Below are 20,274 nucleotides of genomic sequence, written 5' to 3' on the forward strand. Positions count from 1 at the left end.
CGGCATGAAGATTCGCGGAGCTGTCCTGGAAGAGATCGGCCGTTCGCGGCCGTTCGCGGAGTCGCGTCCCCTGACGGTGTCCGAGCTCGAGCTCGATCCTCCCGGCGAGGGGGAGATCCTCGTACGCATCGAGGCGGCGGGGTTGTGCCATTCCGATCTGTCGGTGGTCGACGGCAACCGCGTGCGCCCCGTCCCGATGCTGCTGGGGCACGAGGCTGCGGGCATCGTCGAGGGCGTCGGCCCGGGGGTCGATCTCGCGCTCGGCACGCGCGTGGTGATGACCTTCCTGCCTCGATGCGGTGAGTGCTCGGGGTGCCGGTCGAACGGGCGCACACCGTGCATCCCCGGCAGCGCGGCCAACAACGCCGGCACTCTGCTCGGCGGAGACGTGCGGCTGCGCCGCGACGGCGTCGAGATCAAGCACCATCTCGGGGTGTCCGGTTTCGCGACGCACACGGTGGTGGACCGCCGGTCGGTGGTGCCCGTGGGCGACGACGTCCCGCCGGCCGTCGCCGCGGTGCTCGGGGTGCGCGGTGCTCACCGGCGGCGGCGCACTGCTGAACGCCGCGTCCCCCACCGAGGGCGACACCATCATGGTGGTGGGGCTCGGCGGAGTGGGCATGGCCGCGGTGCTCACCGCGGCCTCGCTCGGACTGGGCGACGTCATCGGGGTCGATTCGATGCCGGAGAAGCTGGAGACGGCCCGCGAGTTGGGCGCCACGTCCGTGTACACCCCGCAGGAATTGGCCGAGTCCGGCGTGCGTGCCCAGATCGTCGTGGAGGCCGCCGGCAACGCGCGCGCCTTCGAGACCGCTCTCGCTGCCACTGCTCCGGGCGGCACCACCGTGACAGTGGGCCTGCCGTCGCCGGACGCCCGAGCGTCGATCTCGCCCCTCACGCTCGTGGCCGAGGCGCGGACCATCGTCGGGAGCTACCTCGGGTCCGCCGTTCCCGAACGGGACATTCCGACGTACGAGCAGATGTGGCGCGAGGGCCGCTTCCCGGTGGAGAAACTGGTGTCCTCACGCATCACGCTCGACGGGATCAACCGGGCGATGGACGAACTGGCGGACGGCAAGGCGATTCGTCAGGTCATCGAGTTCGACCACTAGGCTGTCCCCGACGGTTCCAGGTGAGGGGTGAACAGGTGACAGAGGCGATACGTGTCGGAGTACTCGGCGCGGCCGGCAAGGTCGGCCAGGCGGTGTGCGAGGCCGTCGAGGCCGCGGCCGACACGGAGCTCGTCGCTCGCGTGGACAAGGACGACCGGCTCGAGACGTTCGCTGAGAACGGCGCGCAGGTCGTGGTCGACTTCACCCATCCCAGTGTCGTCATGGACAACCTGCAGTACCTGATCGGCGCCGGGATCCATGCCGTCGTGGGCACCACCGGGTTCGACGACGAGCGACTCGATCAGGTGCGGTCCTGGCTCGCGGACTCGCCCGCGACCGGAGTGCTCATCGCTCCCAACTTCGCCATCGGCGCCGTGCTGTCGATGGCGTTCGCGCAGCAGGCGGCACGCTTCTTCGACTCGGTCGAGGTGATCGAGCTGCACCACCCGAACAAGGCGGACGCGCCGTCCGGCACCGCGTACCGCACGGCGGCGCTCATCGCGGACGCGCGGCGCGCGGCGGGAGTGGGCCCGAGTCCCGACGCGACCACCACCGAACTCGACGGTGCGCGCGGCGCCGACGTCGACGGAGTGCGTGTGCACTCCGTGCGCCTCGCCGGTCTGGTGGCGCACCAGGAGGTGCTCCTGGGAACGCAGGGCGAGACTCTCACCATCCGGCACGACTCGATCGACCGCACCTCCTTCACTCCCGGTGTGCTGCTGGGCGTCCGGTCCATCGCGGCGCGGCCCGGGTTGACGTTGGGCATCGAACCGCTGATGGATCTGTGATGAGCAGCGGGAAGTCCGGAGGACGGTCGGAGTGAGCAAGTATTCGCGGGTGGTCGCGATCATCGCCGTGATGGTGTTGGTTCTCGGCGTCTACTTCGTCATCCTGGGCGGGCGGGGGATCGACTTCATCCAGCTCGGCGGTCCGGTGAACATCGGGCTGGGTATCGGTGTGCTGATCCTTCCGCTGCTGGGCCTGTGGATCGTGGCGGCGACGCTGCGGGCGGGTTTTCGGCACCAGCACCTGGCCCGTCGGATCCACGACGAGAATCTCGAGCTGGACGTCGACGACCTTCCGCGCATGCCGTCGGGGCGCATCGAGCGCGGCGCGGCGGATTCGCTCTTCGCGGACGTCAAGGCGGAGTACGAGAAGTCGCCCGACGACTGGCGCACGAACTACCGTCTCGCCCGTGCGTACGACTACGCGGGCGATCGCGGGCGCGCACGCGAGATCATGCGGCGCGCCGTGGAACTCGAGCGCACCGAGAGCGCGTGACCGTCCTGCTGGTGGTGCACCACACGGTGTCGCCGCCCATGGCGGAGATGCTCGAGGCGGTGCTGGCCGGGGCGCGGGATCCCGACATCGAGGGTGTCGACGTCCGGGTGCGCCCGGCCTTGGGTGCCACGATCGCCGACGTGGTCGACGCGGACGGCATCCTCCTCGGCACTCCCGCGAACTTCGGGTACATGTCCGGTGCTCTCAAGCATTTCCTCGACACGGTGTACTACCCGACGCTCGGGTCGATGAACGGAAAGCCTTGGGGCGCCTGGGTGTACGGCAACAACGACACTGCGGGCGCGGTGCGCGCACTGACGAGCATCGTGAGCGGATGGGGCCTCGAGCCGGCCGCGGTGCCCGTCGAGGTGACCGGGTTCGACGCCGCTGCGCGGGAACGGCTCGTCGAACTCGGTGGCACGGTGGCCGCGACGATCATGCCTGCCTGATCACTCCGGAAGGGTCAGCGGGGATGCGGGATCCGGCGCGCTCTCGACGAACGCCGGCGGGTTCGCCGTGTCGAACGTGGTGGGCAGGGTCGCGCACGTCGCGCCGGGCTCCGGGAAAGTGTTCGGATTCAGGCGCAGTGCCGAGACGAAACGGTCGATGCGCTCGTCGTCGCTGCTCTCCACTGCCAGGCGATGCCCCCACGACTGCAGCGAGATCCGGCGATCCATGCCCGGATACGGCGACATCATCAGGTACGGCTCGCCCTCCACCCGCGCAGCCAGCGCTGCGATCTCGCCGTCGTCGAGCGCTTCGGGGTCGTATGCGATCCACACGGCACCGTGTTCGAGGGAGTGCACCATGTTCTCGGTGCGCACGGCCTCCGGATAGACCACGCCGGTGCACGTCGCCCACGCGTTGTCGTGTCGACCACCCATCGGCGGTGAGAAGGCGTACGCCACACGGTAGTTCGGCAGTACGTGGTAGGCGGGCGGGTAGTCGACCACCTCGATGCCGTCGAGCGCGAGAGAGGGGTCGGGATTGTCGGCGGTGGGCACCCACGCGTCGGCCGTCGGACGTCCCTCGACGGCCCTGCCGCAGCAGCCGGCGAGGAGGGCGGCCGACAGGATCAGGGGAACGAGCGCCGACCGATGCATGATTCGAGAGTATCCGTCCGGCCGCACCGTCCTGCTCGTCAGCCGTTCCGCACCACCGCGACGACGAAGACGCGTCGGAACGGGAAGAAGGTGGTCCCGTCGGATCGTGCCGGGTAGGCCTCGGCCAACAACGGAGCGAGGTCGTCGCGGAACTCGTCCCGACCCTTCTCGTCGAGGAGGTCGAAGATCGGGGTGAGAGCGGTGCCGGAGACCCAGTCGAGAACGGGCCGGGCACCACGGAGTTGCTGGACGTACGTGGTCTCCCAGGCGTCCACGGCGCAACCCCGGGCGGCCAGCAGGTCGGCGTACTGCTCGGGATCGTCCACGGCGTTCGCGTGCCGCAGCTCGAGAGTGGGAAGCCGCGGTGCCCAGGCGTCCGATGTCGCGAGGTCCCGGATGATGCGGTGCGACGGTGCATCGAAATTGCCGGGCATCTGGACGGCGATCACGGCACCGTCCGGCAACTGGCCGGGCCAGCGCGCCAGCAGTTCCCGGTGTTCGGGCACCCACTGCAGAGTCGCGTTGGAGACGACGACGTCGGTGTCGGAGGACGGCACCCAGTCCCGCACGTCGAGCACGGTGGCGTCCAGACCGGCAGCGCGCGCGGCCGCGACCATGTCCGGCGAGTTGTCCGACGCCTCGACGGCGGCGTCCGGCCAGCGGTGCGCGAGCAACGCCGTCGCATTGCCCGGGCCGCAGCCGAGATCGGCGACGCGCCGGGGACTCCCGACAGAGATGCGTGCGATCAGTTCGCGGAACGGACGGGTGCGCTCGTCGGCGAAGGTGAGGTAGTCGGACGGGCTCCACATGATGGCTCCTTCGACGGGCCGGCAAACAGTACGCTTGTACTGTTACGCACGTTACGCCGGAGTGAGCAGTACTGTCCACCGGCGCTACGGTCGCTGGACACGTGAGGGTGAGGAGGCTGCCGGTGCCGCACACGAGTGCGCCGCGATCAGGTGTGGCGTTGCTCGTCGTCGCCGCCGTGCTGTGGGGGACCGGCGGTGTTCTCGGAACCGCGCTGGGTCGCTCCGCGGACCTCCCGTCCACCGCGGTCGCCGCGTACCGGCTCGGCCTCGGCGGGCTGATGCTCCTCGCGGTCGTGGCCGCGACCGGGGGTGTCCTGCCGCGCGGCCGACCTGTGTGGCGTCGCATCGCCGTCATCGGAACACTCGCCGCGGTCTTCCAGGGTGCCTACTTCGCGGCCACCGTCACGGCGGGCGTGGCGGCCGCGACCCTGGTGACCATCGGGTCGGCTCCCGTGGTGGTCGTCCTCGTGGAGTCGCTGACGGCACGTCGCCGCCCGGCGGGTGCCGTCGTGCGGACCGTCGTCGTCGGTGTCGCGGGGCTCGGGCTGCTCGTCGGTTCCCCGGCCGACGGCGATCTGCGGTCCACCGTCGTGGGCGGCGCTCTGGCGGTGGTGTCGGGCAGTGCGTTCGCGACGATGACCCTCGTCGGTCGTCGACATGCCGCGCAGGGCGACGACACCGTCGTCACCGGATGGTCGTTCGTGCTGGGCGGGGCGCTGCTCGCGGTGGCAGCGACAGCCACGGACCGCACGGCGCTGCTCCCGGTCGTGTCGGTGACGAGCATTCTCCTCGTGCTCAGCTTCGCCCTCGTCCCGACGGCTGTGGCCTACAGCGCGTACTTCCGCGGACTGCGGACCGCGGCGGCGTCGACGGCGGCGGTCGTCGCACTCCTCGAACCTCTCACCGGTACCGTCCTGGCAGTGATCCTGCTGGACGAACGACTCACGGCGGTGGGCGCCGTCGGTGCGGTGCTGCTCCTGGTGTCCGTCGTCGACGCCGGAGTGACCCACGCCCGGACGAACGCGGGCGGTGCCCATGCGTGAGCTGTCCGCGGCGGCAGCGCGTCGCACGGCCGTCGCGGCCCAGGGCTTCGGTCGAGCGCGGTCCGGTGCGGTCTCCGGCAGGCGCGCGGTGGCGGGTGTGGTGCGCTCGACGAAGTTGCTGCAGATCGATTCTGCGTCCGCGGCGGTGCGGGCGCACTACGCGCCGGTGTTCAGTCGTGTCGGCCCCTACGACCGTCAGGCGCTGGACGATGCGGCGTGGACCGACACGGCGCGATCGCCGCGCCTGCTCGTCGAGTACTGGGCGCACGAGGCGGCATTCCTGCCCGTCGCCGACTGGCCGCTGATGCGGTGGCGGATGGATCAGTACGAGCACGGTCGGTGGGGCGGCGCCGCGAGGGTCGCTGCGCGCAGTCCCGGACTGGTGGAGGACGTGCTCGACGCGATCCGCGACCAGGGGCCCGTCACCGCGCGAGAGCTCGAAGTTCTGTTGGATCGCCGGAGACCCGGCCCCAAGGGGCCGTGGTGGGACCACAGTGACGTCAAGGTGGTGTGCGAACAGCTCTTCGCCGGCGGCGTGTTGTCGGTACCGCGGCGGGAACGGTTCACGAGGCTGTACGACCTCGCCGAGCGCGTGCTGCCCCCGGACGTCGTGTCGCGACGGGTGGACGAGGTGGACGCGGTGCGTCAGCTCGTCGAGAAGTCGGCCGAGGCGATGGGGGTCGCCACGGCGGCCGACCTGCGCGATCACTACCGGCTGTCGGCGGCCCAGACCACTCGGGCCGTGGCCGACCTGGTGGACGCGGGCGTGCTGGTGCCCGTGACCGTGACCGGGTGGCGGGATCAGGCTTTCCTGCATCGAGACACCCGGGTACCGCGGTCGGTCGAGTCGGCCGCACTGCTGTGCCCGTTCGATCCGCTGATCTTCGGGCGTCCGCGCACCGAGCGTCTCTTCGACTTCCACTACCGCATCGAGATCTACACGCCCGAGCCGAAGCGGACGTACGGGTACTACGTCTTCCCGTTCCTGCTGCACGACGAGCTCGTCGCCCGCGTCGACATCCGGGTCGATCGCTCCGCCGGAGTGCTCACGGTGCCCGGTGCGTTCACCGAGCCCTCCGTCGACGCCCGCGGCCGCCGTGGCGAGGTGGCGGCGGCGCTGGCCGCGTCGGTGACGGAGATGGCGCAATGGCTGGACGTGGCCGACGTCGTGGTCGGTGACCGTGGTGATCTCGCGGCCGACCTGGGCCGCGAGGTACGCGCCGTCTCTCGATGACTCCGCCACCCCATAGTCTGTGTCGAATGTCCCAGCGTCCAGTGTCAGAGCATCGAGCCGGTGCCCCGTTGTCCGTTCAGCTCGTGGCCGCGACGTCCTTCACCCCTCCGTCGGAGGTGCCGTGGGGGACCGACGCCGACGGCGGTCAGGCGTTGGTCGAGTTCGCCGGCCGGGCCTGCTACCAGAGCTGGTCGAAGCCCAATCCGCGCACCGCGACCAACGCCGGGTATCTCAACCATCTACTGGCCGTGGGGAACTGGTCGGTGTTCGAGCACGCGTCCGCGAGTTTCTACATCACCGGCATCTCACGCTCCTGCAGTCACGAGTTGATCCGGCACCGCCACTTCTCCTTCTCTCAGCTCTCCCAGCGTTCGGTGTCCGAACGCGACGCGCTGATGGTCGTGCCTCCAGCTCTCGAGTCCGACGCGACGTTGCGTGAGTTGTTCCAGAATGCGACCGACTCGTCCCGTGCCGCGTACGACGCGTTGCTGTCCGCACTCGAAGCGGAGACCGGTGCGGACTCGCCTGCGGTCGTCGCCGGGAAGCAGGCGCGGCAGGCCGCGCGCTCAGTGCTCCCGAACGCCGTGGAGACGCGCCTGGTGATGACCGGGAACTACCGGTCGTGGCGGCATTTCGTCACCATGCGGGCCTCCGAGCACGCGGATCTCGAGATCCGACGGCTCGCGGTGGCCTGCCTGCGGCGCCTCGTCGAGGTCGCACCCGACGTCTTCGCCGACTTCGAGATCGAGACACTGGCCGACGGAACGGAAGTCGCCAGGAGTTCGTACGCGGGGGAATAGGCGGCGCGGGTCGTGGGGGTCCGGCGGCCGGACGGGGACCGGGTAACCTTCCTGACCATGACCATCGGTGACACCGCGAGGACTGTCGACGCTGCGGGGACTGTCGACACTGCGGCACGAGTGCAGACGAGCAGCACGCCCTCGCCGTTCGGTGCCGTCTCCGTCGCGATGGTGACACCGTTCACTCCGGACGGTGCTCTCGACATCGACGCCTCCGTCGCACTGGCCGCGCATCTGGTCTCGAGCGGGTGCGACAGCCTCGTGATCTCGGGAACGACGGGCGAGTCGCCGACCACGACGGATCGCGAGAAGGCCGACCTGCTGCGCGCCGTGGTCGCTGCCGTCGGAGATCGCGCTCGCATCGTCGCCGGCGCCGGTACCAACGACACCGCGCACAGCATCGAACTCGCTCGTGCCGCCGCCGACGCCGGGGCACACGGACTGCTCGTCGTCACCCCGTACTACTCGCGCCCGCCGCAGGCCGGCCTGTACGCCCACTTCGTCGCCGTGGCCGATTCGACCGATCTGCCCGTCATGCTGTACGACATCCCGCCCCGCTCGGTGGTGCCGATCGAGACGGAGACGTTGCGTCGCCTCGCCGATCATCCGCGCATCCTCGCCGTCAAGGACGCGAAGGGCGACCTCGCCGCGGGAGCCGAACTCATCGCCTCGACCGGTCTCGAGTACTTCTCGGGCGACGACCCGCTCAATCTGCCCTGGCTGTCCGTCGGGGCCATCGGCTTCGTCAGCGTCATCGGGCACCTCGTGCCCGGCAAGCTCCGGGATCTCCACTCCGCCTGGGCCGCGGGCGACATCGCCGCAGCGCAGGCCATCAACGTCGGTCTGCTGCCGATCGTGCGGTCGTTCGCCCGACTCGGCGGCGTCACGGGCTCCAAGGCGGGCCTTCGTCTTCTCGGCATCGACGTGGGGGAGCCCCGTCTGCCGCAAGTTCCACCGTCCACCGATCAGATCGATGCTCTGGCAGCCGATCTTCACCGTGCAGGAGTTCTTTGATGACTCGACCGCCCAGGCGGCGCAGTGCCACCCGTAGTGCCGGACCGCCCGCGGAACTTCCCCCGCAGGAACAGCAGCCCGCTCCTCCCGCACCGAAGGCCGAGGCCGCGCCCGTGCAGGACGCCCCCGCGGCGCAGGCGCCGGCGAAAGCCGCTCCCGTGAAGGAGGCGCCCGTGAAGGACGCGCCGACCGGCCGCGACCGCCAGTCGGGCGGCTCGCGATCGTCGAACGGCAACTCGGGCTCGGGTGGGGGCCGCGGTCCTCGGTCGCGTCCCGCGCGCACCCCGCAGAACTCCGCTGCCATCCAGCGACCCGATGCGCGCACGGTCGTGGACAAGACGCAGCGACTCGGAGCTCCGCCCAAGGCACCGAAGAACGGTCTCCGCGTCGTCGCTCTCGGCGGCATCGGCGAGATCGGCCGCAACATGACGGTCTTCGAGCACAAGGGCAAGCTGCTCATCGTCGACTGCGGTGTGCTCTTCCCCGAGGACGCACAGCCCGGTGTCGACCTGATCCTCCCGGACTTCCGTCACATCGAGAACCGGATGGACGACGTGGTCGCCCTGGTGCTCACCCACGGTCACGAGGACCACATCGGTGCCGTGCCGTTCCTGCTGCGCCTGCGCCCGGACATCCCGGTCATCGGCTCCAAGTTCACGTTGGCGCTGCTGGCGGCGAAGTGCCGTGAGCACCGCCAGAAGCCGAAGCTCGTCGAGGTGCGCGAGGGCGAGAGCACGAACCACGGACCGTTCGAGCTCGAGTACTTCGCGGTCAACCACTCGATCCCCGACGCGCTCGCCGTCGCCATCCGTACCGATGCCGGTGTCGCGCTGCACACCGGCGACATCAAGCTCGACCAGCTGCCGCTCGACGGCCGCCTGACCGATCTCGGCGGGTTCTCGCGACTCGGCGACGAGGGTGTCGACCTCTTTTTGGTGGACTCCACCAACGCCGAGGTGCCCGGATTCGTCACGCCCGAGCGTGAGATCGGCGGTGTCCTGGACACGGTCATCGGCAAGGCCAGGAACCGCGTGATCGTCGCGTCGTTCGCGAGCCACGTGCACCGCATCCAGCAGGTCATCGACGTCGCACACCGCTACAACCGCAAGGTCGCCTTCGTCGGGCGGTCGATGGTGCGCAACATGGCCATCGCCCAGGAGCTCGGGTACCTGACGGTGCCCTCGGGTGTCGAGGTCGACATGGACACCGCGACGAAGCTCGCGGACGACAAGCTGGTCCTGGTCTCCACCGGCTCGCAGGGCGAGCCGCTCTCCGCGCTGTCCCGGATGGCGCGGGGTGAGCATCGTCAGATCAACATCCGTGCCGACGACCTGGTCGTCCTCGCGTCGTCGCTGATCCCCGGCAACGAGAACTCCGTGTTCGCCGTCGTCAACGGGCTCGCGAAGCGTGGCGCCAAGGTGGTCACGCAGCAGAGCGCCAAGGTGCACGTCTCCGGCCACGCGTCGGCCGGCGAGCTGCTGTACCTCTACAACGCGGTCCGTCCCACCAACGCGATGCCCGTGCACGGCGAGTGGCGGCACCTGCGCGCCAATGCCGCTCTCGCGGTGTCGACGGGTGTGCCGGAGGAGCGCGTGGTGCTGGCCGAGGACGGCGTCGTCGTGGACATGGTCGACGGCCTCGCCGAGATCGTCGGCCAGGTGCCGGTCGGCCACGTGTACGTCGACGGCCTGTCCGTCGGCGACGTGGGCGACTCGACGTTGTCCGACCGCCTCGTCCTCGGTGAGGGCGGCTTCATCGCCATCACCATGGCCGTGGACACCACCACCGGCAAGTCCGTCGGCACTCCCGAGGTCTCGGGTCGCGGCTTCTCCGACGATCCCGCGGCACTGAAGGAAGCGGCGCAGCTGGTCGAGGCGGAGTTGGTGCGTCTCGCCGGCGAGGGTGTGCGGGACACGCACCGCATCGCGCAGTCCGTCCGCCGCATCGTCGGTCGCTGGGTGGCGGACAAGTACCGCCGCAAGCCGATGATCGTGCCGACCGTGCTCGAGGTCACGCCGAGCTGACACGGTCGCACTCGACAGGCCGGCCCCGGGGACACCCCGGCGCCGGCCTGTCGTGTCTCTCGCCCCGTCGTCGGCCCGCTAGGCGAGCAGGTTGTACAGGCCGACGAGGCCCAGCAGGACGATGCAGGCACGCAGCACCCGCGGTGACAGACGTCGGCCGTACCGTGCTCCCACCGCGCCGCCGATCAGGGAGCTGACGGCGATGAGACCGGCTGCCGCCCAACTGATCCGGTCGAAGGCGAAGATGATGAACGATGCCGCCGCCACGACGTTGACCACGAGCGACAGCAGATTCTTGGCCGCGTTCATGCGCTGGATGTTCTCCGGCAGCAACGCTCCCATGACGCCCATCAGCAGAATGCCCTGGGCCGCGGTGAAGTAGCCGCCGTAGACACCCACGGCGAACGTCCCGATCACCAGCAGCACGAAGCGTCCGCGGCCGATCCCGGCGGCGGTGTCCGGCTCGGAGCGCTTCTGGGCCCAGGCCTGGATGCGGGGGCCGGTGACCACCAGGACCAGCGCCAGGATCAGCAGCACCGGAACCACGGCGGTGAAGGTCTTCTCGGGCAGGTGCTGCAGGAGCCAGGCACCGAGCACGCCGCCGAGCAGCGATCCGGGGAGCTGCCAGCGCAACCGCGACCACTGGCCGCGTAGTTCGCGTCGGTAGCCCCATGCGCCGGAGGCGCTTCCTGCCACCAGTCCGATCGCATTGCTCATGGTCGCCGTGACGGGCGGGTACCCGAAGGCGATGAGGGTGGGGAACGTGATGAGCGTTCCTGACCCGACGACGGCGTTGATGCCACCGGCGGCGAACCCCGCGAGCAGCACGAGGACTATTTCGGAGACGGGCACACCGGCGACCGTACGACACGGCTAGATTCGTGTGTCATGAGCCTTGCGCATGACGAACGTCTGGAACTGGCCGACACGATGGCGAAGGTCGGTCCGGACGCTCCCACCCTGTGCGGTGACTGGACCGTCCGGGATCTCGCGGCGCATCTGGTGATCCGCGAACGCCGCCTCGATGCGGCTCCGGGCATCTTCCTGCCGCCGCTGGCGGGGTACACGCGCCGCGTGCAGGACTCGGTCGCCGCGGGGGAGTGGGTGGGCCTCGTCGACGACGTGCGCACGGGACCTCCGGTGTGGTCGCCGTACAAGCTCCTCGACGCGCAGATCAACCTCGGGGAGATGTTCGTCCACCACGAGGACGTCCGGCGGGCCGACGGATCCGCACCGACTCCGCGAGAACTGAGCGCCGAGATGCAGACCGCCCTGTGGGGTCTGCTGGGTCTGCTCGGCCGTGTCGCCTACAGGGGAGCCCCCGTGGTCGTGGACGTGGAGACCCCGGACGGTCGTCGGCGCACGTTCGGGAAGAAGTCGGCCTCGCGCCGGGTGGCGCTGCGCGGGGAGCCGTCGGAGCTCGTGCTGCACGCGTTCGGCCGCGATGCGGTGGTGCTGGAGTTCGACGGCGACCAGGCGGACGTCGCCGCGGTGAAGGGCCTCGACCGCGGCGTGTGACAGCGGTCGAGCTGTTACTGGTGTTGCGGATGGTCCGGATGGGGTCGACCGACTAGCCTGACGGGTATGGCAGGCAAGACGAGTACGCGCGCGTCCCGATCCGGCGCGGCCGGATCGAGCAAGGCAGGCACCGGCACGAGTGGTGCCTCCACCGGACGCGGGCGGACGGTCACGACGCCGCGCAAGCCCACCGCCCCGCGGTCGTCCACCGGGCGCACCCCGGCGACTCGCTCGTCCGGTACCGCACGGTCGTCGTCCGGAGCCCGACCTCGCAGCGCCCCCAAGCGCACGATCTCGCCCGGTCGCGCGGCCCTGAACTCCGTGGGTCGCGGCATCGGCAAGGGGTGGGGCCTCGCCGCGCGCGGACTCGGTGCCACCACTCGCACCGTCGGCAAGGCCGCCGACATCGAACACGGCCACCGCCGCGACGGCATCGCCCTCGGGTGCCTCGCGGTCAGCGTGGTCGTCGCCGCCGGTCTCTGGTTCTCGGCCGGTGGCCCGGTCGGGGAGTGGATCGAGATCGGGCTGCGCGCCGTCGTCGGCAGCGCGGCCATCCTGCTGCCGCTGCTCGGCATCGGCGTCGCCGTAGCCCTGATGCGGACCGAACCCGCTCCCGACGACCGCCCCCGGCTCGTCCTCGGGTCTCTGCTCGTCGGCCTGCCGATGCTCGGACTCTGGCATCTGGGTTCGGGATCACCGGACGACCTGGCCGGGCGTGCGTCCGGCGGCGGCTTCGTCGGCTTCGTCGTCGGCGGTCCGCTCAGCAGCGGGGTCACCGTCTGGCTCGCCGTGCCGCTGCTCCTGCTCGCGGTCCTGTTCGGCGTCCTTCTCCTCACCGGGACGACCGTGCGCGACATCCCCGCGCGTCTGCGGACCCTGTTCGGTACGGCGAACCGCGGCGACGAGTACAGCGACTACGAGGACTGGGAGGAGGAGTCGCACCTCGGTGACTTCGCACCGGACGGGTACGACTCCGCGGGCTACGGCTCCTCGTACGACGAGTACGACCCGGCCCTGTTCGACGCCGACGGCTACCCGGTCGACGAGAAGCCGGCGAGGTCGCGCCGCCGCCGATCGTCCGCGCCGGCCGACGCGTACCCGGTGGAGGAGTCGGCACCGGTGGACGACGCTCCCACCGAGTACGTGCCGGTGCCGCCGCCCGTCCGCACGCGTGCGAAGGAACCGGCGGTCGAGCCGACGCCGAAGCCGAAGCCCGCTCCGGTCGTCGCGGCGACTCCGCCGAAGCCGAAGGAGGACGACAAACTCGTCATGGACCGCGTCGTCGACGGCGACTACGTCCTGCCCTCGCTGTCCCTGCTGATCGACGGCGATCCGCCGAAGACGCGCAGCCAGGCGAACGACGCGATGATCGAGGCGATCTCCGAGGTCCTCGAGCAGTTCAAGATCGACGCCGCCGTCACCGGCTTCACCCGCGGACCGACGGTCACGCGCTACGAGGTCGAGCTCGGACCGGGCGTCAAGGTCGAGAAGATCACGGCGCTCGCCCGCAACATCGCGTACGCGGTGGCCACCGACAACGTGCGTCTGCTGGCCCCCATCCCCGGCAAGTCGGCGGTGGGCATCGAGGTGCCCAACTCCGACCGCGAGATGGTCCGCCTGGCCGACGTGCTGACGGCGCCCTCGACCCGCAAGGATCACCATCCTCTGGTCATCGGCCTCGGCAAGGACATCGAGGGCGACTTCGTCAGCGCCAACCTCGCGAAGATGCCGCACCTCCTGGTGGCGGGCTCCACCGGCTCGGGCAAGTCGAGCTTCGTCAACTCCATGCTGGTGTCGTTGCTCGCGCGGGCGACGCCGGAGGAGGTCCGGATGATCCTCATCGACCCCAAGATGGTCGAGCTGACCCCGTACGAGGGGATTCCGCACCTCATCACGCCGATCATCACGCAGCCGAAGAAGGCTGCCGCGGCCCTCGCCTGGCTGGTCGAGGAGATGGAGCAGCGCTACCAGGACATGCAGGCAAACAGGGTGCGCCACGTCGACGACTTCAACAAGAAGGTGAAGTCGGGCGAGATCACCGCACCGCTCGGCAGCGAGCGCGTCTACAAGCCCTACCCGTACATCCTCGCGATCGTCGACGAGCTCGCGGACCTGATGATGACCGCGCCGCGGGACGTGGAGGAGGCGATCGTCCGCATCACGCAGAAGGCGCGCGCGGCCGGCATCCACCTCGTGCTCGCGACCCAGCGCCCGTCCGTCGACGTCGTCACGGGCCTGATCAAGACCAACGTCCCGTCCAGGCTCGCGTTCGCCACGTCGTCGCTGACCGACTCCCGCGTCATCCTGGATCAGCAGGGTGCGGAGAAGCTCATCGGTATGGGCGACGCCCTGTTCCTGCCGATGGGCGCGGGCAAGCCCACCCGTCTACAGGGCGCCTTCATCACCGACGAGGAGATCACCGCGGTCGTCGACTTCGCCAAGAACCAGGCGGAGCCGGAGTACCAGGAGGGCGTCACCGCGCAGAAGGCCGCGGAGAAGAAGGACGTCGACGCCGACATCGGCGACGATCTCGACGTGCTGCTCCAAGCCGTCGAACTCGTCGTGACGAGTCAGTTCGGCTCGACGTCCATGCTGCAGCGCAAGTTGCGCGTCGGCTTCGCCAAGGCCGGCAGGCTCATGGATCTGATGGAGACGCGCGGCGTGGTCGGCCCGAGCGAGGGATCGAAGGCCCGCGACGTCCTGGTCAAGCCCGACGAGTTGGACGGGCTGCTGTGGTCGATCAAGGGCGGGGATCCGGGAGAGTCGGACAATCCGGACGAGTGACGGTGGCCCCGTTGTGAATTGACTCTCACGCTAGCTGAGTTTTACCTGTGCATTACCCTTCGCGTGCCTCCATACGGCCGGGGCTGTGGCATGGTTGTTCTCAGGAGGGGAGTATCCCCAGCTTGCGAAGGACCCGTCAGCACGATCGAGCCCTGCCTCGATCCGGGTCATCGGCAGACACAGTGGTCACACGAGACATCATCACTGGTTCTGTGGGAGAGACCTCCGGAGCCCACCCATGGACTACCGGAGGTAGTTGCTCACATGAATGTCTCGTCCACAGTCTGGATCGTCACCATCGTGGTGATCCTGGGACTCTTCGTCTTCGACTTCTTCGCTCACGTGAAGACCCCCCACGAGCCGACCTTCAAGGAATCGGCGACGTGGTCCGTCGTCTACATCACGATCGCCATCATCTTCGGCGGAATCGTGTTCTGGCAGTACGGCGCGACCTACGGCGGTGAGTACTTCGCCGGGTACGTCACCGAGAAGGCGCTCAGCGTCGACAACCTGTTCGTCTTCCTCATCATCATGACGACGTTCGCCGTACCGCGTCAGTACCAGCAGAAGGTGCTGCTCATCGGCATCGTGATGGCGCTCGTGATGCGCGGTGGCTTCATCGCCCTCGGTGCCGCGGCCATCAACAACTTCAGCTGGGTCTTCTACCTCTTCGGTGCGTTCCTCATCTACACGGCCTACAAGCTCATCAAGGAGGCCGGGGAAGAGGAGGAGAACGAGGTCCAGCAGGACACCAAGATCATGAAGTTCGCCAAGAAGATCCTCCCCACCACGGACGAGTACCACGGTGATCGTCTGACGGTGAAGATCGACGGCAAGCGCGTGGTCACCCCGATGCTGCTGGCCCTGGTCGTCATCGGTTTCACCGACATCCTGTTCGCGTTGGACTCGATCCCGGCGATCTACGGTCTCACCACCGAGCCGTACATCGTCTTCACGGCCAACGCTTTCGCCCTCATGGGTCTGCGCCAGTTGTACTTCCTGATCGGCGGACTGCTCGATCGCCTGGTCTACCTGTCCTACGGCCTGTCCCTGGTACTGGCGTTCATCGGCGTCAAGCTCGTCCTCCACGCGCTCCACGAGAACGAGCTCGGCTTCATCAACGGCGGCGAGAACCTGTCGGTCCCCGAGATCAGCACCGGAGTGTCGCTCAGTGTCATCATGGGCATCCTGATCGTCACCACCGTGGCCAGCCTGCTCAAGACCCGCGGCGACGCGAAGCCCGCGGTGAAGGACGGCGAGACCGGAAGCCCGGTCCTCGGCGACGACACCACGGCCGCCTCGACCGGTACCACGTCGACCGGCGTCACGGACACCGAGCGCGACTCGCGCTGATCCGTCCCGCACGAGAACAGCCCGGCACCGAGAGGTGCCGGGCTGTTCGTGTGTCCGGTGGGTGCCGGAGGGGGGTCACTCCGCGAGGACGCCCATCACCGGCTTCCACTCCTGGATCGCCACGGCGTCGACGAGCTTCTCCACCGCGAACGGGTCCTCGGCGAACAGCGTGCCCACCTGGTCCGCACTCTCACCCTTGACGATGATGGTCGCGCCGCTGTCGTCCGCGTACGGTCCCGCCACCACCACGATGTCGCGGGCGAGCAGATCCCGCAGCCAGTCGCGGTGCTCGGCGCGGACGCGGTCGCGTCCCTCGGCGGTGGCCGACGAGTACGTGTAGTTGACGAGGAAATGGGCCATCGATGTTCTCCTGCGGTGTGAGCGGGTGGTGGGTGATCTAGAGCGTGAGCAGCATGCGGGTGTTGCCGAGAGTGTTCGGCTTGACGTAGCTGAGATCGAGGAACTCGGCGACACCGGTGTCGTACGAGCGACACATCTCCGCGTAGACCTCGGCGGTGACCGGGGTCCCGTCGATCTCGGAGAACCCGTGGCGGGCGAAGAACGGCACCTCGAAGGTGAGCACGAAGATGCGGGAGAGCTGCAGTTCGCGGGCGACGTCGATCAACCGGGACACGATGAGGTGGCCCACGCCGTGGCCCTTGACCGACGGATCGACGGCGACCGTGCGGATCTCGCCGAGATCCGCCCACAGCACGTGCAGCGCGCCGCAGCCGGCGACGACACCGTCGACCTCGGCGACCCAGAACTCCTGGACCGCCTCGTAGAGGGTCACGAGATTCTTCTCGAGCAGGATCCGGCCCGCGTAGATGTCGATGAGTCGCTTGATCTCCGGGATGTCGGAGGTGCGGGCACGGCGCAGGCGCACGCGCTCGGTGGTGGACCCGGACGCGGTCCGGACGTCTGCGCGATCCTGCGCCGCCCGGGAGTCCGTCTCCGGATCGAGGTCGGAAGTCATGGGGTGAACAGTAGTCATCGGGCGTACCGATATTGTGACCGTGTGTCCCGCGCCGGTAACTCACGTCACGTCCCGAGAGCGGGCTCGGCGACGTGAGCGCTCAGTACGACGTCGGTCGTGGCCCCGGTGACGCGTCCGCGCCGACGCCGGACGCCGTCGTCGGCTCGGGCCCGCTCACTCCGGCTCCACTGCTCAACATCGCCAACGTCCTGACCGTCCTGCGGATCGCGCTGGTCCCGGTGTTCCTGTGGGCTCTGTTCGCGGACGGTGGCCAGGAGACCGGGTGGCGGCTCGCGGCCTTCGGGATCTTCGTCGTCGCGGCGATCACCGATCGCATCGACGGCCAACTGGCGCGCAAGCACGGGCTCGTGACGGAGTTCGGCAAGATGGCGGACCCCATCGCCGACAAGGCACTGATCGGGGCGGCCCTGGTCGGACTGTCCATGCTGGGGGACCTGCCCTGGTGGATCACCCTCGTCATCGGTGCCCGCGAGATCGGCATCACGCTCCTGCGGTTCGCCGTCCTGCGGCACGGTGTCATCCCCGCGGGACGCGGCGGCAAGCTCAAGACCCTCGTCCAGAGCGTGGCCATCGGGGTCTACGTTCTGCCGCTTCCCGACGCTGTGATCCCGGCAGCGATGGTGCTGATGATCGTGGCCGTGGCGCTGACCGTGATCACAGGCCTCGACTACGTGGTGCAGGCAGTGCGGCCGCGGGTCCGGACACCACACGACGGGCGATGAGCCGTCCGGTGCTCCGCCGCGTGCGGATCGCGGGCGGGGGTTAGGGTTCTCTCACCCGTTCCGACGGGGTGTCCACACGCGTCGCGGGAACCGATCGGACCGTTCCGGCGTTGTAGGTGGACGAGGGTCGAGCGACGGTGCACCGACAGGCGTTCCCGCGGTCGACCACGACGTAGTTCGAACACGATGAAGGAGGGGCCACATGGCGCTGCTCTTGCGTGAGGCATTGGGCGACAGTCTTCGCCGCACACGGGTCGCTCAGAGCCGCACGTTGCGCGAGGTCTCCAACACGGCGCGCGTCAGCCTCGGGTATCTCTCGGAGGTCGAGCGTGGCCGCAAGGAGGCGTCGAGCGAACTGCTCAACGCCATCTGCGATGCCCTCGACGTCCCACTGTCGGACGTTCTGTTCGATGTGAGCGAATCGCTCACGGACACGATGGCGAGTGCGGCCGCGTCGACGGGTGTTCCCGCCGAGCGCGGTGCGGCCCACATCTCGGACGAGACGCGCGTGGTCATCCCGGCCCCGACCGCGCGAGCACTCGCCGCTGCCTGATCTTCGCGTCCCGTTTCCGACCATTCGTGGTTCGACATGGGATCATGGCGGGTACCGATCACAGACAGACCGCGTGTCCCGGACACGCGCAGCATCACCGGCGGTGACGGTCGCCAGCCGGGTCGCGTACGCGGCGGATCACATGGAGGCAGGAAGAACCGATGGCCAATCCTTTCGTCAAGGGCTGGAAGTATCTGATGGCTCTGTTCAACTCCAAGATCGACGAGAAGGCGGATCCGCAGGTCCAGATCCAGCAGGCCATCGAGGACGCCCAGCGTCAGCACCAGGCGCTCTCGCAGCAGGCCGCGTCGGTCATCGGTAACCAGCGCCAGCTCGAGATGAAGCTCAGCCGCCAGCTCGACGAGGTGGAGAAGCTGAACGCCAATGCGCGCCAGGCCGTCACCCTCGCCGACCAGGCCAATGCGGCTGCCGACGTCGAGAAGGCCACCCAGTACACCAATGCCGCCGAGGCGTTCGCGGCCCAGCTGGTCACCGCCGAGCAGAGCGTCGAGGACCTCAAGGTTCTGCACGACCAGGCGCTCCAGGCCGCCACCCAGGCCAAGAAGGCCGTCGAGCAGAACGCCATGACGCTGCAGGCCAAGGTCGCCGAGCGCACCAAGCTGCTCAGCCAGCTCGAGCAGGCCAAGATGCAGGAGCGCGTCAGCGAGTCGCTCCGCTCGATGGACTCCACGCTGTCCGCGCCCGGCAACACGCCCAGTCTCGACGCCGTCCGGGACAAGATCGAGCGCCGCTACGCCAACGCGCTCGGCTCCGCCGAGCTCGCTCAGAACTCCGTGCAGGGCCGCATGATGGAGGTCCAGCAGGCGAGCGTCCAGATGGCCGGACACAGCCGCCTCGAGCAGATCCGTGCCTCCATGGCGGGCGACTCGCTCACCGCCGGCCCCTCCGCGGACGGCGTGTCCACACAGAAGAACCTGTCGTCCCCGCAGGCGACCCCCGAGCCTCCTCAGGCCAACTGATCTGCCTGCACGAGACCCTCACGGAGCGTTGATGTCCGGACACGGCGACCCGCACCGACGGCCGATGTGGCACGAGCGGCCCGCTGCTCCGCCCGAGGTGGGGCGCGCTGCCGACCTGGTGCGCGCCCGGGCTCGTGGCGTCGTGGACGTCACGCGGCCGTTCCTCGACGCCGCCAAGTCGTGGAACGACCCGCGGAAGAAGGCCGAACGGCGGATCCGTCGGACTCGCCGGCGGGCCACGCTCTTCGGTGCGGCGTCCGGGTCGATGGGCGTCGCCACCGTCACGGTGGCAGCTACGTCCGCACCCGACTGGATCGTCGTCGGGGGATCGGGCACCACGGTGTTGTTCGCGGTGCCCGCCGTGGCCGCGGCGGCGGCCTACCGACGGCTGCGGGCCCAGCCACTGCCGGCTGCAGCGCCGGTCCGCCGTGCTCTGCCTCCGGTGGGCTCCGCCGCTCGCGAGCCCATCGAACGTCTCGCGGCCGCCGAACGCAGTCTGCACGAGCTGACGGGCATCCTCGCTCGGTCCGGGGCGGTCGCCGCGGACGACGTGCACGACACGACCCGGATCGCCGCGGCCGCGTCGGCAGCCCTCACCGAGGTCGCGCACGACATCGTCGCGATGGAGAGAGCAGCGCTGGGAAGTCCGGCTGCAGCGGTCCATCTGTCCGGGTCCATCGGGTCCACCGCGGCCCGGTTGACGGACGGTGTGCACCAGTTCGACGGGCTCGTCGCCGCGGCTGCGTTGCTCACCGCGCCGGGCTCCTCCGGTTCGCTCACCGCACTCGACGCGCGACGGGACGCCCTCCAGTTCGCGTCCGATCGCCTCGAGGGCTGGGCATTCGGCCTCGAGCACCTGCAGAAGCCCTGACCTCGGCGACGGTCTCACCCCGACCGCGACCCTGAGATCGACCTACCGTCCTCGGGGTCGACCCCGATCTTCACCC

The 20,274-nt window shown here is 69.3% G+C and carries 20 protein-coding genes and 1 pseudogene; 16 read left to right on the plus strand and 5 right to left on the minus strand.

All coding sequences use genetic code 11. The annotated features are described in order from the left end of the window. The first annotated feature begins 4 nt into the window (after positions 1-4). The 4 genes and pseudogenes from QE397_RS07955 (at position 5) to QE397_RS07970 (ending at position 2,842) form a co-directional block, all read left to right on the plus strand. Positions 5-1,112, plus strand: a pseudogene (locus tag QE397_RS07955) (zinc-binding dehydrogenase). Positions 1,113-1,147: 35 nt separating this feature from the next. Then, positions 1,148-1,900: a 4-hydroxy-tetrahydrodipicolinate reductase gene (dapB, locus tag QE397_RS07960; protein ID WP_027505103.1), complete on the plus strand. Its 753-nt coding sequence runs from the start codon at positions 1,148-1,150 to the stop codon at positions 1,898-1,900. A gap of 70 nt (positions 1,901-1,970) precedes the next feature. After that, positions 1,971-2,393 carry a hypothetical protein gene (locus QE397_RS07965; protein WP_197027766.1) on the plus strand — a complete coding sequence of 141 codons (423 nt, stop codon included), beginning with the start codon at positions 1,971-1,973 and terminating at the stop codon, positions 2,391-2,393. Continuing rightward, positions 2,390-2,842 (plus strand): flavodoxin family protein, encoded by a 453-nt coding sequence (locus tag QE397_RS07970; protein ID WP_027505105.1) that lies wholly within the window; start codon positions 2,390-2,392, stop codon positions 2,840-2,842. Before QE397_RS07965 ends, QE397_RS07970 begins: the two co-directional genes overlap by 4 nt. On the opposite strand, the gene QE397_RS07975 is transcribed toward QE397_RS07970, so the two are convergent. Further along, the gene (locus QE397_RS07975) at positions 2,843-3,496 is read right to left on the minus strand and encodes a DUF3105 domain-containing protein (protein ID WP_307092724.1); all 654 of its coding nucleotides are present in this window, start codon (positions 3,494-3,496) and stop codon (positions 2,843-2,845) included. It lies immediately after the preceding gene. A gap of 38 nt (positions 3,497-3,534) precedes the next feature. Beyond that, entirely contained in the window at positions 3,535-4,305 is a 771-nt protein-coding gene (locus QE397_RS07980) for a trans-aconitate 2-methyltransferase (RefSeq protein ID WP_307092728.1), read from the minus strand. A gap of 122 nt (positions 4,306-4,427) precedes the next feature. Between QE397_RS07980 and QE397_RS07985 the strand changes: the two genes are divergently transcribed. The 5 genes from QE397_RS07985 to QE397_RS08005 are packed head-to-tail and all read left to right on the plus strand — an operon-like array spanning position 4,428 to position 10,420. After that, complete coding sequence (locus tag QE397_RS07985) at positions 4,428-5,348, plus strand: DMT family transporter (protein ID WP_307092730.1); 921 nt, start codon at positions 4,428-4,430, stop codon at positions 5,346-5,348. Continuing rightward, positions 5,341-6,582 carry a winged helix-turn-helix domain-containing protein gene (locus QE397_RS07990; protein ID WP_307092731.1) on the plus strand — a complete coding sequence of 414 codons (1,242 nt, stop codon included), beginning with the start codon at positions 5,341-5,343 and terminating at the stop codon, positions 6,580-6,582. The genes QE397_RS07985 and QE397_RS07990 overlap by 8 nt, the downstream gene beginning before the upstream one ends. 26 nt (positions 6,583-6,608) lie before the next feature. Further along, complete coding sequence (gene thyX, locus QE397_RS07995; protein ID WP_222645317.1) at positions 6,609-7,382, plus strand: FAD-dependent thymidylate synthase; 774 nt, start codon at positions 6,609-6,611, stop codon at positions 7,380-7,382. 57 nt (positions 7,383-7,439) lie between these two features. Then, a complete protein-coding gene (gene dapA / locus QE397_RS08000; RefSeq protein ID WP_307092733.1) occupies positions 7,440-8,396 on the plus strand; it encodes a 4-hydroxy-tetrahydrodipicolinate synthase in 957 nt (318 codons plus the stop codon). Then, positions 8,396-10,420, plus strand: a complete 2,025-nt coding sequence (locus QE397_RS08005; RefSeq protein WP_027505112.1) for a ribonuclease J — start codon at positions 8,396-8,398, stop codon at positions 10,418-10,420. Before dapA ends, QE397_RS08005 begins: the two co-directional genes overlap by 1 nt. Before the next feature lie 78 nt (positions 10,421-10,498). Here the strand turns inward: QE397_RS08005 and QE397_RS08010 are convergent, their stop codons facing one another. Beyond that, positions 10,499-11,272, minus strand: coding sequence for a sulfite exporter TauE/SafE family protein (locus QE397_RS08010; protein ID WP_056444919.1), 774 nt, complete (start codon positions 11,270-11,272; stop codon positions 10,499-10,501). 36 nt (positions 11,273-11,308) lie between these two features. Between QE397_RS08010 and QE397_RS08015 the strand changes: the two genes are divergently transcribed. The 3 genes from QE397_RS08015 (at position 11,309) to QE397_RS08025 (ending at position 16,075) form a co-directional block, all read left to right on the plus strand. After that, positions 11,309-11,938, plus strand: a complete 630-nt coding sequence (locus tag QE397_RS08015) for a TIGR03085 family metal-binding protein (protein ID WP_307092739.1) — start codon at positions 11,309-11,311, stop codon at positions 11,936-11,938. A 66-nt stretch (positions 11,939-12,004) separates the two neighbouring features. Beyond that, on the plus strand, positions 12,005-14,722 hold the full coding sequence (locus QE397_RS08020) for a DNA translocase FtsK (protein ID WP_307092741.1): 2,718 nt from the start codon (positions 12,005-12,007) through the stop codon (positions 14,720-14,722). Positions 14,723-14,986: 264 nt separating this feature from the next. Further along, complete coding sequence (locus tag QE397_RS08025; protein ID WP_081821174.1) at positions 14,987-16,075, plus strand: TerC family protein; 1,089 nt, start codon at positions 14,987-14,989, stop codon at positions 16,073-16,075. Positions 16,076-16,150: 75 nt separating this feature from the next. Here QE397_RS08025 and QE397_RS08030 read toward each other — a convergent pair whose 3' ends face one another. Continuing rightward, a complete protein-coding gene (locus tag QE397_RS08030; protein ID WP_027505116.1) occupies positions 16,151-16,435 on the minus strand; it encodes a YciI family protein in 285 nt (94 codons plus the stop codon). A gap of 37 nt (positions 16,436-16,472) precedes the next feature. Then, the gene (locus QE397_RS08035; RefSeq protein WP_027505117.1) at positions 16,473-16,955 is read right to left on the minus strand and encodes an amino-acid N-acetyltransferase; all 483 of its coding nucleotides are present in this window, start codon (positions 16,953-16,955) and stop codon (positions 16,473-16,475) included. 284 nt (positions 16,956-17,239) lie between these two features. Between QE397_RS08035 and pgsA the strand changes: the two genes are divergently transcribed. The 4 genes from pgsA (at position 17,240) to QE397_RS08055 (ending at position 20,198) form a co-directional block, all read left to right on the plus strand. Continuing rightward, entirely contained in the window at positions 17,240-17,794 is a 555-nt protein-coding gene (gene pgsA, locus QE397_RS08040; protein ID WP_027505118.1) for a CDP-diacylglycerol--glycerol-3-phosphate 3-phosphatidyltransferase, read from the plus strand. A 202-nt stretch (positions 17,795-17,996) separates the two neighbouring features. Continuing rightward, the gene (locus QE397_RS08045; protein WP_027505119.1) at positions 17,997-18,347 is read left to right on the plus strand and encodes a helix-turn-helix domain-containing protein; all 351 of its coding nucleotides are present in this window, start codon (positions 17,997-17,999) and stop codon (positions 18,345-18,347) included. Between the two features lie 161 nt (positions 18,348-18,508). Continuing rightward, positions 18,509-19,327 carry a phage shock protein PspA gene (pspA, locus tag QE397_RS08050; RefSeq protein ID WP_027505120.1) on the plus strand — a complete coding sequence of 273 codons (819 nt, stop codon included), beginning with the start codon at positions 18,509-18,511 and terminating at the stop codon, positions 19,325-19,327. A 31-nt stretch (positions 19,328-19,358) separates the two neighbouring features. Next, the gene (locus QE397_RS08055; RefSeq protein ID WP_307092745.1) at positions 19,359-20,198 is read left to right on the plus strand and encodes a hypothetical protein; all 840 of its coding nucleotides are present in this window, start codon (positions 19,359-19,361) and stop codon (positions 20,196-20,198) included. Positions 20,199-20,274: the final 76 nt, after the last annotated feature.

The organism is Rhodococcus sp. SORGH_AS_0301, assembly GCF_030818285.1.
Taxonomy (GTDB): Bacteria; Actinomycetota; Actinomycetes; order Mycobacteriales; family Mycobacteriaceae; genus Rhodococcoides.

Coding starts and splice junctions, on each gene's coding strand:
- QE397_RS07965 (WP_197027766.1), top strand. CDS start 1,971: ATGGTGTTGGTTCTCGGCGTCTACTTCGTCATCCTGGGCGGGCGGGGG.
- QE397_RS07975 (WP_307092724.1), bottom strand. CDS start 3,496: ATGCATCGGTCGGCGCTCGTTCCCCTGATCCTGTCGGCCGCCCTCCTC.
- QE397_RS07980 (WP_307092728.1), bottom strand. CDS start 4,305: ATGTGGAGCCCGTCCGACTACCTCACCTTCGCCGACGAGCGCACCCGT.
- QE397_RS07990 (WP_307092731.1), top strand. CDS start 5,341: ATGCGTGAGCTGTCCGCGGCGGCAGCGCGTCGCACGGCCGTCGCGGCC.
- thyX (WP_222645317.1), top strand. CDS start 6,609: ATGTCCCAGCGTCCAGTGTCAGAGCATCGAGCCGGTGCCCCGTTGTCC.
- dapA (WP_307092733.1), top strand. CDS start 7,440: ATGACCATCGGTGACACCGCGAGGACTGTCGACGCTGCGGGGACTGTC.
- QE397_RS08005 (WP_027505112.1), top strand. CDS start 8,396: ATGACTCGACCGCCCAGGCGGCGCAGTGCCACCCGTAGTGCCGGACCG.
- QE397_RS08015 (WP_307092739.1), top strand. CDS start 11,309: ATGAGCCTTGCGCATGACGAACGTCTGGAACTGGCCGACACGATGGCG.
- QE397_RS08020 (WP_307092741.1), top strand. CDS start 12,005: ATGGCAGGCAAGACGAGTACGCGCGCGTCCCGATCCGGCGCGGCCGGA.
- QE397_RS08025 (WP_081821174.1), top strand. CDS start 14,987: ATGAATGTCTCGTCCACAGTCTGGATCGTCACCATCGTGGTGATCCTG.
- QE397_RS08030 (WP_027505116.1), bottom strand. CDS start 16,435: ATGGCCCATTTCCTCGTCAACTACACGTACTCGTCGGCCACCGCCGAG.
- QE397_RS08045 (WP_027505119.1), top strand. CDS start 17,997: ATGGCGCTGCTCTTGCGTGAGGCATTGGGCGACAGTCTTCGCCGCACA.
- pspA (WP_027505120.1), top strand. CDS start 18,509: ATGGCCAATCCTTTCGTCAAGGGCTGGAAGTATCTGATGGCTCTGTTC.
- QE397_RS08055 (WP_307092745.1), top strand. CDS start 19,359: ATGTCCGGACACGGCGACCCGCACCGACGGCCGATGTGGCACGAGCGG.